Here is a 12098-nt window from a genome sequence, read left to right as displayed (position 1 = left end):
CCGGCAATGCTGGACAGGTGGACCACTTTTTCAGAACGCATAGGAGCCATCCTCCCGTGGAATGAGGCCATCGTGGTAGTCGCGGTCGTTGAAGCCGTGATGACGGCTGTTTGGCTTGCCCTGGGCGGGCGATTTGGCGAGGAATCGCTTGGTGATCCACTCAACTTCGAAGCTTCGCCACCCGCTGTCGATTACGATTTCCATCACCTGGGCTGGCTGAATACCCAAAGCCAGACACTGGCGGAGCTTCTCGTTCAGACGGGCCCAGACCCGTTCGCTCATCTGGGCGCCCTTCGACTTCCGAACCGCCAGGTAATCAGCGATCAGGGATTCATCGAGGCCGTGCGGGTTGTCCGCCAGCATGGCGACCTTCCCGAATGGCGCCTTGCGATCTTCCTTCGCCCGAATCGGCTCCGGCTCACTGGGGGGGCATGTAACATCTTCCGAAGGAAGATTTACATAGGGGGTTTCTTTCTTAGAATAAAGAAGGGAGTCGGCGGTTTTGGTCTGTTTCGACTCTGAGCCGATTCGGACCACTTCAGCCGAGTCGGCTGTTTTGGTCTGTTTCGGATCAGTGACATAGACCCAGTCTTTAGGGTCGTTCACGCCGATGTCACCGCGAGCACCACCCTCACGGAACAACACGCGGCGGCGCAGCAGGCTGGAGACGGCCTTCGAGACGGAATCGGGGTGAGCGTTGATGGCCTTTGCGATGTCGGTAGCCGGGATGCGCTGGGCGCCCGCACCGAAGTTGATGGTGACCTTGGCCACGTACAGCACAATCTTCATCTCCCGGGCCGGGAGATCGATAGCCAGCAGGCCATCCATGAGCTGGTTGTCCATCCGGGTGAACCCCCTGGACTTGTCAAGTGGGACGATGTTTGTCATGCTTAAACCCGTTCTAATGCTGTAGAGAAAGCCGCCCTGCCAGGCGGTTTTTTTTCGACTGCGATTCCGGTACTGGATGGATTCGCAGGTGTTTTGCCCATCTAGTGGCGCAAAGCCACAAGTCGGAAAATGGATCCCGGGAGCTATGAGGCGAGCTGATGCTCGACCTCTCCACTAATCTCCCGGTGAAGAGCCTCGATTGCCTTCCCAACCTCGTAGCGAGGGTCGGATCCCTTGGTTGCTCGGAAGATCGTTGTCTGGGTCGTCCCGCAACGCTCGGCGATCTTTGCTTGGCTCCATCCCTTGCTCGTCAGGTCGGAAAGCATTTGCGCGATAGTCATCTCATCTACCAATGCGGTTTGTAATTAGCCATGAGAATACGCTACCGAATTAGCACAGGCAATACACTTCGCCCTCCTCTAATACGCCGGGTCGAAGCTATGACGATTGCGCTGCGCCTGCGCACCAAAATGAACGAGAAGGATCTCTCCGAGAATGAGCTCGGGCGGCGAGCGGGCGTCCCTCAGCCGACAATCCATAGAATCCTCCACGGAGACAGCAAGACTCCGAGGAAGCCGACCATCGAAAAGCTGGCCAGGGCGTTGTCGGTTACGCCGGAATGGCTGCTTTTTGGCTCCAGTCATGGCAACGTAGCAGCAGTAAGTTCGCCTACCAGGGAAGCGAAGGAGTACCCGTTGATCTCTTGGATTGCTGCTGGATCGTGGGCCGAGTCGTGCGACTCGTCTCACTTCAACTCCTCCGCTGAAATGATCGCGTCAGACGTTCACGCTGGAGAACATGGGTATTGGCTCGAGGTTCAAGGCGACTCAATGACGCCGGACCGAGGAAATGGATTCACGCCGGGAATGCGAGTGCTTGTGCAGCCTGAAGGGTTCGACCTGGTGAATGGAAAATTCTATATCGCCCTACTGGGCACCACAGGCGAGACAACTCTCAAGCAGTATGTGCGAGACTCTGGGATCTCTTATCTCAAGCCACTCAACTCGGATTACAAAATGATTGTCATTGACGATGACGTTCAGATCATTGGTCGCGTGGTGGACGTGAAGTACCCGGCGTCTTTCCTTTAGACGACCCAGCCAGCCTCCGTCGACGAGGGCGATCCTGCCAGAAGACCTGCAAATGCAGGTCTTTTTTTTGCCTTTCGAAAAATTTATGCGCTTTCGCATTAAAAAACATTGCCAATCTTAATTCGCTATCGTATTTTTTGTTCACCCAAAGCGAATTGGGTGGCAGCCAAGGGCAGCCTCGCTCTTTACACAACCAGACGTGACCACCTCGACGCACCCAGGCCATCACCTGGGTCGGGACAAGCTAAGTCGTCGACCATGCAGCCTCTGGATAGCTGCCGGACCTCAGGCATTGAGGGACGCCAAACCATGCAAGCCAGCCGGGAAGAACACCGAACACGAAATGTGTGACCCGGCCAGGTGGGAATAGCCGCGGCGATGCGCATGGTGCGGACAACAGATTTCACTGGCTGGCCTTGGCGACAGGGCCAGACGGGAAATCAACCGCCCGGGAGGGCAAGACGATGGACCCAGTCAAGCTCAAGTTTCAGCGCCGCATGATCAACGCAATCGAGCGCGGCGACATGTACTCCCTGGAAAATTGGACCACCTTCGAACTCCATGACTTGGAGTTCGCCGCTGAGCTTTGGAACGCTCCCACCGCGCAGGCCGCGATCTTGGCCGAGCTCAGCACTCGCGAGTAACAACCAGCGCCACGTCAGCCTGACGTTAACTGCCCGATCTACCTGGTTCCCCATCACCAGGCTGCATCGGTGTGTGATCTGGAAGCGCAGGCATGAGCACATCTGGAAGTGGTCAGCCCGTCTGGCGTAGGCCGGGGTAGCACCAGCGGCGGCCAGGTAACGCTGAGTCGAAAGAATGACCACCGGCGCCGAGCCGGACAGATCACACACCAATGCAGCCCACCGAGGACACTTCATGGAAACGATCACTTGCGGCTCATGGATTGGCCAGCTCGGCAAGGCGCTGGCTCCCCGTGAGCTCGAAGCACTGCTGTGGGTGGCCCAGGGCCTCACCACAAAAGAAATAGCCCGCGAGATGGCGGTAAGCCCGGGCACCGTGGCCAACCGCATCGAAGCCGCGCTCTTCAAGCTGGAGGCCGGCCGCCGCATCGAGGCGGTCACCAAGGCCATGCGCCAACAAATCATCAGCCCGCTCTGCATCGCCCTCGCCGCCCTGATCGCATCGCATGCGTTGATCAACGACAGCGACCCAATGCGCCGAGATCGCCGGGCGCCCGAGCGGCGCACCGCACAAGTTCGAATCGTTCGCCGGGCCGAGGCCCTGGAACTTCACGCCTGACCAATCCGAGGATTCACCATGCACACAGCAATGCACCCTGCTTTCGAGCAGAAGCTTGCCGTGCTCGCGGCCTTGCTCGAGCGCAGTAAGTCAGTGAGGGCCGAGGCCCACGCCAGGGTCGGGCAACCCGCCCCGCGCTTCCAGGCGTCCAACAAGGGCGGCACCTGGAATGTGGTGGAGATCGCCACCGGCGCTGTTCAGGGCTTTGCATTCACCTACCAGGCAGCCATGCGGTTTGTGGATGCGATGGAGGCAGGCGCAGCGACAAAGCGGGGAGGCCTGCAATGATCGGCGCGCCAATTCCCGACCAGCGCGCAGCAGTGCTGGCCCAGCTCAATGCGAGTATCGACGCCTTCTTCCTTGAGGGCGGCACGGTGCACGCCCTACCCGGGTTCGAGTACGTGCCTCACCGGCCGCATCGAGACATTGAAGTGATCCGCGCGTCTTCCGCGCCACCGGCCGACAACAAGGTGCTGAAGCGGCAGCAGCAGCTGGCCGAGATCCGGAAGATCGCCAAGACCATGACGTATGCCGAGGCGATGGCGCACACGGGCCTGGCCCAGACCACGCTCTACCGGGCGGCCGTTGAAGGCTGCTTCTGCTTCCGGCCCGACCCGAACCGGGGTAGAGGCAACAAGGGCAGGAAGTTCAGCGATGCGACGAAGGACAAGGCGCTGGCAGAACGGATCATCGCCTTCCGTGACCTCGGACTCAGCATGAACCAGGCCCGGCGCCACATGGGCATCTCCGACTCGCAGTTCTCCCGCATCACTCGTGACTTCGGCATTCACTACCCGACCGCTGCAGAGATGCGGGTCAAGGAGAAGGCATGAGCAAGCGCAAGCCTCACAACATGCGGGCGCGCATCGAGCGCTCATGCCGAGCCCTGCTCGCCACGAATCACGTTGCCGTGGTCAACATCGACCCCAGCGGCCGGCAAGGTCTGATCAGCTGGAAGAGTTGCAAGAACATCTGCAGCCGTCAGGTGGTCGACGCCGTATGCGACATCCCGCACCGCTGGACCATCTACCTCAGTGTGATGTGCCAGAAGCCGAACGGCGAGCAGTACTGCAAATCCGTCGAAGTGGCTCCGCAGGGCAACTACCTGGCATCACACCTCACCGACGTGATCGAGTCCACCTACAGCGACCTTCGAGCCCAGGCCAACAAGAATCACCTGGTGGCATCAGGTTGGATCGCCATCCCCGCCGACACCACGCTGGACGAAGCGCAGGCCGCCAAGGTCTTCGCAGCTGTTGGCGTCTGGAACCAACAGAAAGCAGCATGAAGCGAGTTATGAACCGCGTCCGGCACGGCCGGCGCCAGCAGCACATCACCTTACCACCAAGCGGGATAACAGAAGATCGAGGAGCCGCGCCGCATGAGAATCGACCTTCCAGGCCAGTTCGACCTGCCGATTCAGGTCGCCCACCAATCCCCGTCAGCACCTGCAGGTAGCAAGGAGGAGCTGGCCGTCCGCATCGCCAAAGCCCTGGTCAAATACGAAGCACGGCCTTCCTCGGCGCTCTGGATCGAAATCCAGGCCTGCGCCCGCGCAATCCTCAAGTAACCACCATGCCGCATCCGGCCACGGAGGGCGGCGCATGCATGGAGAAAGCCATGACCCAGTTCTACCTACAGGACAGCCGCAGCAATACCGGTGACGGTCTCATGTTCTGGGCCTTGGGCGGCGGCTACACCACCAACCTCGACAAGGCCGAACTGTTCACCCAAGAGCAGGCCTGTGGCCACCGGGAAACAGACATTCCCTGGCCAAAAGATTACGTCGATGCCCGCGCACATCTCGGCGTCGACCACCAATACATCAGCCTGGGCGAAGCCCGCGACCAGCTGAACCCTGGATGCACCGTTGTTCTGCAGATCCCGGGGCGCTGGAACGGTAACGACATTGCCCTGGCCAGATGGCCAATAGGCCACACCTTCCGATTCGACAAAGCACACCACCTCACGCTTGAGGATGCCGAGGCGATCGGCAACACCCCAGACGAGGCAGTGATCTGGCCAGTGGCTTACCTCGAAGCCAAGGCCCGGCGCCTGGTGCACAAGCGGGACGTTGATATCAAAGAGGCCCTGACGGGCACCGGCATTGTGCTGGCTAAGGCAAAGCGGCGGGCGCCGGCAAGCACCCAGAACTGTGGAGACTGCGGTCGATTTGTGCCTTCGCCATCCTATGAAGACTGCCGACACTGCGATCACGACAACCGCCCGTAACGCCAGCGCCTTCCCCTATTCAACGATAACGCCTCCCCGGCGAGGATCACCGATGCCCATCACCTACGGAAGCGTCTGCAGCGGCATTGAAGCTGCGACCGTAGCCTGGCACCCGCTGGGCTGGCGTGCCGCCTGGTACGCCGAGATCGAACCATTCCCCAGCGCGGTGCTGGCCCACCATTACCCGGACACGCCGAACCACGGCGACATGACCCGCCTGGCTGCCATGGTGCTGTCCGGCAAGATCCCGGCGCCCGAAGTGCTGGTCGGAGGCACACCCTGTCAGGCATTCAGCGTGGCCGGCATGCGCGAAGGCCTGAATGACCCCCGCGGCGCCCTCACCATCAAATACGTGGAGCTGCTCGATGCAATTGACCATGTTCGAACAAAGCGTGGCGAGCCCGAGGCTACCTGTCTCTGGGAAAACGTCCCAGGCGTCCTCTCCGACAAAGGCAACGCGTTTGGCTGCTTCCTCGGCGCCCTGGTGGGCGAATCCGAAGAACTCCAACCGCCAGGGGGCAAATGGAAGGACGCTGGTTGTGTGTATGGACCCACGCGAACAGTCGCATGGCGGGTTCTGGATGCCCAATATTTCGGCCTGGCCCAACGACGCCGCCGTGTGTTCGTTGTCGCAAGTGCTCGAGCAGGCTTCGATCCCCTCGAAGTACTTTTTGAGCGCGAAGGCGTGCGCCGGGATACTCCGCCGCGCCGAGGCGAGGGGCAAGACCTTGCCGGACGAGCTCCATTCGGCCCTGCGCTGCAGTGCGGATGCGGATACATCTTCGGCTTAGACCTGGGCCATTACGGCTGCCCGAACTGCGAGGGTGACGAAGGGCCAGCTGTCGATGTGCTGGCAGGCGTGCCCGCTTACGGCGGCCATAGCCTTCAGGGGGATGTAAGCCAGGCCGCCACCCTTACTGCCAAGGACACGCGACTGGACATCGAGAGCGAGACGTACTGCGTAGCTCCATCGCTCCGTGCGCAGCCCAACGCCATTCACCGGCTCGACTCCGACGTCTATGTGACCGGCACTTTGAGCTCTAGAGCCAGCGCTGGCGGCGGGCTCGGCACCGACTTCGACCTTGATGGCGGCTTGCAAATCGCCAGCGCCCTCACTGCGAACTACGCGAAGAACGGCGGCATACCGGCTGGCAATGACTGCATGCCGACCAATCTGGTAACCGGAACCCTCCAGGCAAACGGGAAGGCGGCCGGCAGCGCCACTCAGCAGGACGCCGAGAGCGGAATGCTCGTGGTGCACGGCACGCAAGACCCATGCGTCCTTGATGACCAGGCCTTTACCCTGGGCCGGAATAGTGGCCAGGAAAACGCCGTCCTGGCCTTTGCCGAGAACAGCAGGGCCGAGTTGAGGCTTGAGGGAGGCGACGGGCAAGTGGTTGGCACTCTCTCCGCCGGCGGCGGTAAGCCTGGGCAAGGCCAGCCTTGCATCGCCTTCAGCTGCAAGGATCACGGCGCCGACGTCGGCGAGCTGGCTCCAACCCTCCGAGCCATGAACCACAGCGCCAGCCATCCCAACGCCGGTGGCCAGGTCGCGGTGTGTATCACTGGCGAGATTACCCACACGCTGAAGGCCGAGGGCTTCGACGCCAGCGAAGACGGCACCGGCCGAGGCCAGCCAATCGTGGCTCACGCGATTCAGGCAGGTGCACTACGGCAGAACCCTGCCTGCGGGCCAGATGGCGTGGGCGTTCAAGCCGACCACGCTTACACCCTGGAGGCTCGGGCTGAAGTCCAGGCTGTGCAGGCCAACTCTCAGGTACGGCGCCTCACCCCCCGCGAGTGCGAATGGCTCCAGGGCTTTCCCGGCGACCACACCCGCATCCCCTATCGCGGCAAGCCCGCCGCCGAATGCCCAGACGGCCCGCGCTACAAGGCTATCGGCAACAGCAAGGCCGTGTTCGTCGTCCGCTGGATCGGCCAGCGAATCCAACAACAACTTGAACGTCTCGCTTGAGGTATCCCCATGCCCACAGAAAACCGATCCAGCAACACAGAGATGGTCAGCGTGCCGCGCGTGCTGACGCGTGAAATGCTCAATGGCGTGTGTATGCACCCGGACCTTGCAAGGTCACTCTGGAGTGCACTGCTGAAGAATGCGCCTCAGCCAGCCCCGCAGCCCAACCCCGAGCCGATAGCGTGGATGGTTGGTACTGCCATCTGGTGGACCAAAGAAGAGGCGGAGCGTGATGCGGCGGCGACCGGACTGCACACCATTGCTGTCGGCCCGATCACCAACATCAAGGCATCCGAGCAGCACCAGGGCGAGCCGGTGGCCCCGGCGTTCGTGATGCCGTCGAGCGAAAACAGCTATGGCTTCGGCTATGTCGATGGCACCTGCATTCAGAGTTTGCGCGGCTACCGGGATCATCTGGAAGATATCGTCGACGCCATCCCCGAGGGCCCGCTCTACACCCACGCCGATCCTGGCGAGGTTGAGCGGCTGCGCGCCGTCATAGAGCAGCAGAGGAGCTTGATCGCATCGCTGCGCGAAGAACTGGTCGAATCGCGCAGTATCGACGCCCGCGCAGAGCCGGGCCCGACGATCTGGGACTGTCGACCTTGCCAGCTGGAACAGCCAACGGACCGCCCGTGCGATGTCTGCGGCGGCAAGACCGAGCTGGCCGGCGCCAAATCCTGACCGGAGCACATTTGTACTCCTGACCCTGTAACCCCTCTCCCCTCTATTCACTGCCGCGATATGGCGGCCAAGGAGCACCCGTGCGCCTGAAGAAAGCTGAGCGCGAGCAGGTCCGCCTGAAGTATGGCGGCCGTTGCGCTTACTGCGGCAATGACCTGGGCGAGCGCTGGCACGCCGACCACTTCGAGCCTGTCGTCCGCAACTGGGGCGAAGCAGCGAAGACAGTCCCAGCCCTGCGGCCAGGCAATCACAACCTGGCCAACATGATGCCGGCCTGCATCCCGTGCAACCTGAGCAAGCACCGCATGCAGCTAGAGGACTGGCGGCGCTGGCTGGCCGGGCACGTCAACAGCCTCAACCAGTACCACCCAATCTACCGCCTGGCCAAGGCCTACGGCTTGATCGCCGAGACCGGCGCCGAGGTCGTCTTCCACTTCGAAAAGGTGCAGAGCGATGCCATCCAAAACCTATCCGCTTGATGTGCGTAGCGTTGGCGAAGACACCTATATCTGCATGAGCAAGGGTCACCACAACCTGGAAGAGTTCATGAAGGCCGCTGTTGCGGATCACCCCAGCTGGTGCTTGGGTGGCCCTGAGCATGTCTGGATCAAGACCACCCCGGGTCACGGCACCTACGACTGCATGTACAACATCGTCCCGCAGGGTACCCGTGGTGCATGGCCGGCCACCTACTGCTGGGAGTTCGGCGAGGACTACAAACGCTACAACGCCGAGGTGCAGCCATGACCCGCCTCGCCCTCTGCCTCCTGCTGCTGGCCACCGGCGCCAGCGCAACCGAGAACGTCATCGACGTGCAGCACGACAGCCAGCGCGGCGTCACCTGCTACCTGCTCAACGAGGTCGGCATCAGCTGCATCCCCGACAGCCAGTTGCAGGCCGGCAACCAGCGCCAGCTCTCCCCGCACGAAACACAACCCGAACCTACACCCGCACTGGCGCCTAGGCGCTGGATTGATGAGAGGTATCAGCTGTGAGCAAGCCAGCCCGCAAAGACATTCTTGACGAAATGACCAAGGAAGACCTGGTGGAATGGATCAGGTCACATCATTTCTTCATGAAGCCCAAAAAGAGCGACGTGCTGTACCTGCGCTGGAATCGGCAATCGGCGGAAGTCATTGCTGACATGGAAAAGGAGAACCGTGCCCTCGACCACTTGGACTTCGGCGAGCGCGATCGGCTGGCCAAGCAGTTCAATGCGTCGAAAGATCCAAATGAGCGCCTTCGACTGATCGAGAAAATCGAGCCGTATGACAAGGCCATGAGAGATCACCTGAGCCGCTCTGAAGCGATCAACCGAAAGCAGAAGAGAGTGGACGCTCTCTACGCGCAGATCGACGTGGAGCGGCAGAAGGAGCTCTGCGCATGACCGACCTGATCGAAGTGAGGGCAGCCAACCTGATCGGCGCGCCGCTGGACTGGGCGGTGGCCATGGCCGAAGGCTACAAGCGTGACCCCGAGCAGCTGACGGGCGAAGGCGTAACTGTGATCAGCCCCAAGGGGACATTCACCAGCGTCAGCATTCACGGGGCAGCCAACGGCTTCGGGTTCCGCCCATCCACCAACTGGGACCAGGGCGGCCCGCTGATCGACAAACATCACGGCAGCGTCCAGCACAACCAGTCGTTCATCACCTCCGCCTGCTACAGCGGGGGCCCCGCCGGCGCCGGCGTCTGGTGCTACGGCCCCACCGCTCTTGTTGCGTTCTGCCGTGGCTTCGTTCACTACAAGCTCGGCAATACCGTCCAGGTGCCGAAGGAGCTGATGCCATGTTCTTGATCCCTATCTCAGCACCACTGCTCATGGCCTACCTGATCTACAGGGGGCCGCGATGAGCGCTCACCAGGCCACAATCAGCCAGGAGGCCCTATGGGCTATATCAACCCGCTGCTGAAGCTGCCAGCAGGCCGAGCCCTGCTGGACCTTCCCGCGCAAGATCGTGCGCGGATAGAAGCAGTGCTCCGCGAACTGCGCGCCCAGGCCGACGCCGAGGCTGAGAATTCCTGGCTGCGCCGCAAGGGTCCGATGGCCGCCTACTGGCGCGCCGTTTCCACGTATGCCCGTCACCTGGCGCACGCGCTTTCACGAAACGCCCAGCCCTAACCCCTCCCCCTACAACTCAAGCCCGCCGACATGCGCGGGCATGGAGAGCTATTGCCATGACGAAAGAAGAATTGGCCGCCCAGTTGAACGGGCTCGAATACCCGACCCGAATCCCTGGCGCACTCATCGCCGCTGCGCAAAGTGCCGGCCTGGTCATCCTCTGCGGCGCAAGCGACGACCTGATGGAATTCTACGGCGCCCGTCGCGAGGAGATCGGCTGCTACGACGGCGGAACTGCCTTCGTCGACTCAGACGGCGTGCTGCCCGACCGCGACTGCCTGGATGGTGACGAAGAAATCGCCGAGTACGTGCAGCGCCAGAAGTCGGCCAAACCGATTGAGGCGCTGTGGGGCAAGGAGGACGGCTACAGCTGGACCTACAAGACTGCAATCCCGCACGCAACCTTCGAGGTTGTAGAAGACGAAGAGCCCTACTGCCGCGGGATCGTGTTCGCGCTGGCGGACCTGGCCTGACCACCAACCTGCCGCCACCGGCGGCGTGGAGACCATCCCATGGAACATGCAAGCGAGTTTCTCGACGAGGAAGAGGTGGTTCGGGTCACCGGCTACCAGCTCCCGAGCAAGCAGATCGCGTGGCTGGCAAACAACGGCTGGCAGTACACGCTCACCCGGGCCAGGCGGCCGATCGTTGGAAGGGTCTACGCCCGCCTCAAGATGGCCGGCGTCAAGCCAACTGCAACGAATGCAACAACTGAAACTTGGACATTGGACTTATCGCGCGTGGGGTAATAGATGCGCACCAGGAAGGCATCGAACAAGGACCTGCCGCCGCGGATGCTGCGGCGGGTCCGCAAGCTGAAAAGCGGCAAACTGTGGGTTGGGTACTACTACGACGGGAGGGATGCGGACGGGAAGCGGCAGGAGGTACCGCTGGGGACTGACCTCGCGGAGGCCAAGTTGGAATGGGCGCGCCTGGAACACAAGGCGAAACCGAAAGTGATGGCTACCATGGGCGAACTGTTCGACCGGTACGAGCGGGACATCATCCCGGCCAAGTCGCCACGCACGCAAAAGGACAACAAGTACGAGCTGGAGCGCTTGCGCAAGGCCTTCGCTGATGCGCCGATCGAGGCCATCAGCCCGCCGGTCATTGCCCAGTACCGGGACGCCCGCACCGCCAAGACCCGGGCAAATCGTGAGATCGCGCTGCTCTCGCACGTATTCACCATGGCCATGGAGTGGGGCTTTGCGGAGCGCAATCCCTGCCTGGCAGTGCGCCGAAACAAGGAGAAGGTGCGCGATTTCTACGCGGCCGACGAAATCTGGGATGCGGTTTATGCCGAGGGCGATCAGGGCCTCAAGGATGCCATGGACCTGGCCTACCTGGCCGGCCAGCGTCCTGCCGACACACTCAAGTTCAGCACCGTCGACCTAGACGAGGACTATCTCTGGGTTGACCAAAACAAGACGGACAAGAAGCTTCGCATCCGCCGTCACATCAATGGCGAGCTGACCGGCCTTGGCCTATTCATTGAGGCATTACTTGAGCGGCGCAAGCTGCAGGGCGTGCGCAACTCGCGCCTCATCACCAACGACTCTGGTCTGCGCATGAGCTGGGAAATGCTGAGGAACCGCTTCAGCGAAGCGCGAGACAAGGCCGCTCGGAAGCTGAGCGCCGATGGCAACACTGACCTGGCGACCAAGGTTCGGCAGTTTCAGTTTCGCGATATCCGACCGAAGGCTGCTTCCGAAATCGAGGACATCAGCCATGCGAGCAGGCTGCTTGGCCACTCGAAGGAGGAGATCACGAAGCGGGTTTATCGCCGCGTCGGCGAGGTGGTCAGCCCGACCAAGTAAAGGCCGGATGCGGAAACGATACCCAAT

General features: G+C 61.6%; 21 protein-coding genes. 19 read left to right on the top strand and 2 right to left on the bottom strand.

Annotated features, from left to right (window positions below; genetic code table 11):
• Positions 1-30 precede the first annotated feature (30 nt).
• Positions 31-888 (bottom strand): replication protein, encoded by an 858-nt coding sequence (locus ACIPIJ_RS07520; RefSeq protein WP_401074464.1) that lies wholly within the window; start codon positions 886-888, stop codon positions 31-33.
• Positions 889-1031: 143 nt separating this feature from the next.
• The gene (locus ACIPIJ_RS07515; RefSeq protein WP_401075720.1) at positions 1032-1214 is read right to left on the bottom strand and encodes a helix-turn-helix domain-containing protein; all 183 of its coding nucleotides are present in this window, start codon (positions 1212-1214) and stop codon (positions 1032-1034) included.
• A 114-nt stretch (positions 1215-1328) separates the two neighbouring features.
• Here ACIPIJ_RS07515 and ACIPIJ_RS07510 point away from each other — a divergent pair, with 114 nt between their 5' ends.
• From ACIPIJ_RS07510 to ACIPIJ_RS07420, 19 genes are all read left to right on the top strand, one after another.
• Entirely contained in the window at positions 1329-1979 is a 651-nt protein-coding gene (locus ACIPIJ_RS07510; protein WP_401074462.1) for a LexA family protein, read from the top strand.
• Positions 1980-2443: 464 nt separating this feature from the next.
• Positions 2444-2623, top strand: a complete 180-nt coding sequence (locus ACIPIJ_RS07505; protein WP_401074460.1) for a hypothetical protein — start codon at positions 2444-2446, stop codon at positions 2621-2623.
• A gap of 235 nt (positions 2624-2858) precedes the next feature.
• Positions 2859-3242 carry a response regulator transcription factor gene (locus ACIPIJ_RS07500; protein ID WP_401074458.1) on the top strand — a complete coding sequence of 128 codons (384 nt, stop codon included), beginning with the start codon at positions 2859-2861 and terminating at the stop codon, positions 3240-3242.
• 18 nt (positions 3243-3260) lie between these two features.
• Positions 3261-3530 (top strand): hypothetical protein, encoded by a 270-nt coding sequence (locus ACIPIJ_RS07495; RefSeq protein WP_401074455.1) that lies wholly within the window; start codon positions 3261-3263, stop codon positions 3528-3530.
• On the top strand, positions 3527-4075 hold the full coding sequence (locus ACIPIJ_RS07490) for a hypothetical protein (RefSeq protein WP_401074452.1): 549 nt from the start codon (positions 3527-3529) through the stop codon (positions 4073-4075). The genes ACIPIJ_RS07495 and ACIPIJ_RS07490 overlap by 4 nt, the downstream gene beginning before the upstream one ends.
• Positions 4072-4530 carry a hypothetical protein gene (locus tag ACIPIJ_RS07485; protein WP_401074449.1) on the top strand — a complete coding sequence of 153 codons (459 nt, stop codon included), beginning with the start codon at positions 4072-4074 and terminating at the stop codon, positions 4528-4530. Before ACIPIJ_RS07490 ends, ACIPIJ_RS07485 begins: the two co-directional genes overlap by 4 nt.
• A 93-nt stretch (positions 4531-4623) precedes the next feature.
• On the top strand, positions 4624-4812 hold the full coding sequence (locus ACIPIJ_RS07480; protein ID WP_401074446.1) for a hypothetical protein: 189 nt from the start codon (positions 4624-4626) through the stop codon (positions 4810-4812).
• 38 nt (positions 4813-4850) lie between these two features.
• Positions 4851-5474, top strand: a complete 624-nt coding sequence (locus ACIPIJ_RS07475) for a hypothetical protein (RefSeq protein ID WP_401074444.1) — start codon at positions 4851-4853, stop codon at positions 5472-5474.
• 52 nt (positions 5475-5526) lie between these two features.
• The gene (locus ACIPIJ_RS07470; RefSeq protein WP_401074441.1) at positions 5527-7449 is read left to right on the top strand and encodes a DNA cytosine methyltransferase; all 1923 of its coding nucleotides are present in this window, start codon (positions 5527-5529) and stop codon (positions 7447-7449) included.
• Between the two features lie 9 nt (positions 7450-7458).
• Entirely contained in the window at positions 7459-8133 is a 675-nt protein-coding gene (locus ACIPIJ_RS07465) for a hypothetical protein (RefSeq protein WP_401074438.1), read from the top strand.
• Positions 8134-8213: 80 nt separating this feature from the next.
• Positions 8214-8612 (top strand): HNH endonuclease, encoded by a 399-nt coding sequence (locus ACIPIJ_RS07460; protein WP_401074435.1) that lies wholly within the window; start codon positions 8214-8216, stop codon positions 8610-8612.
• Entirely contained in the window at positions 8587-8880 is a 294-nt protein-coding gene (locus ACIPIJ_RS07455) for a hypothetical protein (RefSeq protein WP_401074432.1), read from the top strand. The genes ACIPIJ_RS07460 and ACIPIJ_RS07455 overlap by 26 nt, the downstream gene beginning before the upstream one ends.
• Entirely contained in the window at positions 8877-9128 is a 252-nt protein-coding gene (locus tag ACIPIJ_RS07450) for a hypothetical protein (protein WP_401074429.1), read from the top strand. Before ACIPIJ_RS07455 ends, ACIPIJ_RS07450 begins: the two co-directional genes overlap by 4 nt.
• Complete coding sequence (locus ACIPIJ_RS07445) at positions 9125-9520, top strand: hypothetical protein (protein ID WP_401074427.1); 396 nt, start codon at positions 9125-9127, stop codon at positions 9518-9520. The genes ACIPIJ_RS07450 and ACIPIJ_RS07445 overlap by 4 nt, the downstream gene beginning before the upstream one ends.
• Positions 9517-9930 carry a phage protein NinX family protein gene (locus tag ACIPIJ_RS07440; protein WP_401074424.1) on the top strand — a complete coding sequence of 138 codons (414 nt, stop codon included), beginning with the start codon at positions 9517-9519 and terminating at the stop codon, positions 9928-9930. Before ACIPIJ_RS07445 ends, ACIPIJ_RS07440 begins: the two co-directional genes overlap by 4 nt.
• A gap of 90 nt (positions 9931-10020) precedes the next feature.
• The gene (locus ACIPIJ_RS07435; protein WP_401074421.1) at positions 10021-10254 is read left to right on the top strand and encodes a hypothetical protein; all 234 of its coding nucleotides are present in this window, start codon (positions 10021-10023) and stop codon (positions 10252-10254) included.
• A 56-nt stretch (positions 10255-10310) separates the two neighbouring features.
• Complete coding sequence (locus ACIPIJ_RS07430) at positions 10311-10727, top strand: hypothetical protein (RefSeq protein WP_401074418.1); 417 nt, start codon at positions 10311-10313, stop codon at positions 10725-10727.
• 39 nt (positions 10728-10766) lie between these two features.
• Positions 10767-11003, top strand: coding sequence for a DUF4224 domain-containing protein (locus ACIPIJ_RS07425; protein ID WP_085590818.1), 237 nt, complete (start codon positions 10767-10769; stop codon positions 11001-11003).
• A 3-nt stretch (positions 11004-11006) separates the two neighbouring features.
• Positions 11007-12071, top strand: coding sequence for an integrase (locus tag ACIPIJ_RS07420; protein ID WP_401074416.1), 1065 nt, complete (start codon positions 11007-11009; stop codon positions 12069-12071).
• Positions 12072-12098 lie beyond the last annotated feature (27 nt).

Origin of the sequence: Pseudomonas sp. NPDC087185 (genome assembly GCF_044744955.1) — a bacterium.
GTDB lineage: Bacteria > Pseudomonadota > Gammaproteobacteria > Pseudomonadales > Pseudomonadaceae > Aquipseudomonas.
Note: the sequence above shows the minus strand (reverse complement) of the source record. Positions and strands in the feature narration are given on the sequence as shown.

Coding starts and splice junctions, on each gene's coding strand:
- ACIPIJ_RS07520 (WP_401074464.1), bottom strand. CDS start 888: ATGACAAACATCGTCCCACTTGACAAGTCCAGGGGGTTCACCCGGATG.
- ACIPIJ_RS07515 (WP_401075720.1), bottom strand. CDS start 1,214: ATGCTTTCCGACCTGACGAGCAAGGGATGGAGCCAAGCAAAGATCGCC.
- ACIPIJ_RS07510 (WP_401074462.1), top strand. CDS start 1,329: ATGACGATTGCGCTGCGCCTGCGCACCAAAATGAACGAGAAGGATCTC.
- ACIPIJ_RS07505 (WP_401074460.1), top strand. CDS start 2,444: ATGGACCCAGTCAAGCTCAAGTTTCAGCGCCGCATGATCAACGCAATC.
- ACIPIJ_RS07500 (WP_401074458.1), top strand. CDS start 2,859: ATGGAAACGATCACTTGCGGCTCATGGATTGGCCAGCTCGGCAAGGCG.
- ACIPIJ_RS07495 (WP_401074455.1), top strand. CDS start 3,261: ATGCACACAGCAATGCACCCTGCTTTCGAGCAGAAGCTTGCCGTGCTC.
- ACIPIJ_RS07490 (WP_401074452.1), top strand. CDS start 3,527: ATGATCGGCGCGCCAATTCCCGACCAGCGCGCAGCAGTGCTGGCCCAG.
- ACIPIJ_RS07485 (WP_401074449.1), top strand. CDS start 4,072: ATGAGCAAGCGCAAGCCTCACAACATGCGGGCGCGCATCGAGCGCTCA.
- ACIPIJ_RS07480 (WP_401074446.1), top strand. CDS start 4,624: ATGAGAATCGACCTTCCAGGCCAGTTCGACCTGCCGATTCAGGTCGCC.
- ACIPIJ_RS07475 (WP_401074444.1), top strand. CDS start 4,851: ATGGAGAAAGCCATGACCCAGTTCTACCTACAGGACAGCCGCAGCAAT.
- ACIPIJ_RS07470 (WP_401074441.1), top strand. CDS start 5,527: ATGCCCATCACCTACGGAAGCGTCTGCAGCGGCATTGAAGCTGCGACC.
- ACIPIJ_RS07465 (WP_401074438.1), top strand. CDS start 7,459: ATGCCCACAGAAAACCGATCCAGCAACACAGAGATGGTCAGCGTGCCG.
- ACIPIJ_RS07455 (WP_401074432.1), top strand. CDS start 8,587: ATGCCATCCAAAACCTATCCGCTTGATGTGCGTAGCGTTGGCGAAGAC.
- ACIPIJ_RS07450 (WP_401074429.1), top strand. CDS start 8,877: ATGACCCGCCTCGCCCTCTGCCTCCTGCTGCTGGCCACCGGCGCCAGC.
- ACIPIJ_RS07440 (WP_401074424.1), top strand. CDS start 9,517: ATGACCGACCTGATCGAAGTGAGGGCAGCCAACCTGATCGGCGCGCCG.
- ACIPIJ_RS07435 (WP_401074421.1), top strand. CDS start 10,021: ATGGGCTATATCAACCCGCTGCTGAAGCTGCCAGCAGGCCGAGCCCTG.
- ACIPIJ_RS07430 (WP_401074418.1), top strand. CDS start 10,311: ATGACGAAAGAAGAATTGGCCGCCCAGTTGAACGGGCTCGAATACCCG.
- ACIPIJ_RS07425 (WP_085590818.1), top strand. CDS start 10,767: ATGGAACATGCAAGCGAGTTTCTCGACGAGGAAGAGGTGGTTCGGGTC.
- ACIPIJ_RS07420 (WP_401074416.1), top strand. CDS start 11,007: ATGCGCACCAGGAAGGCATCGAACAAGGACCTGCCGCCGCGGATGCTG.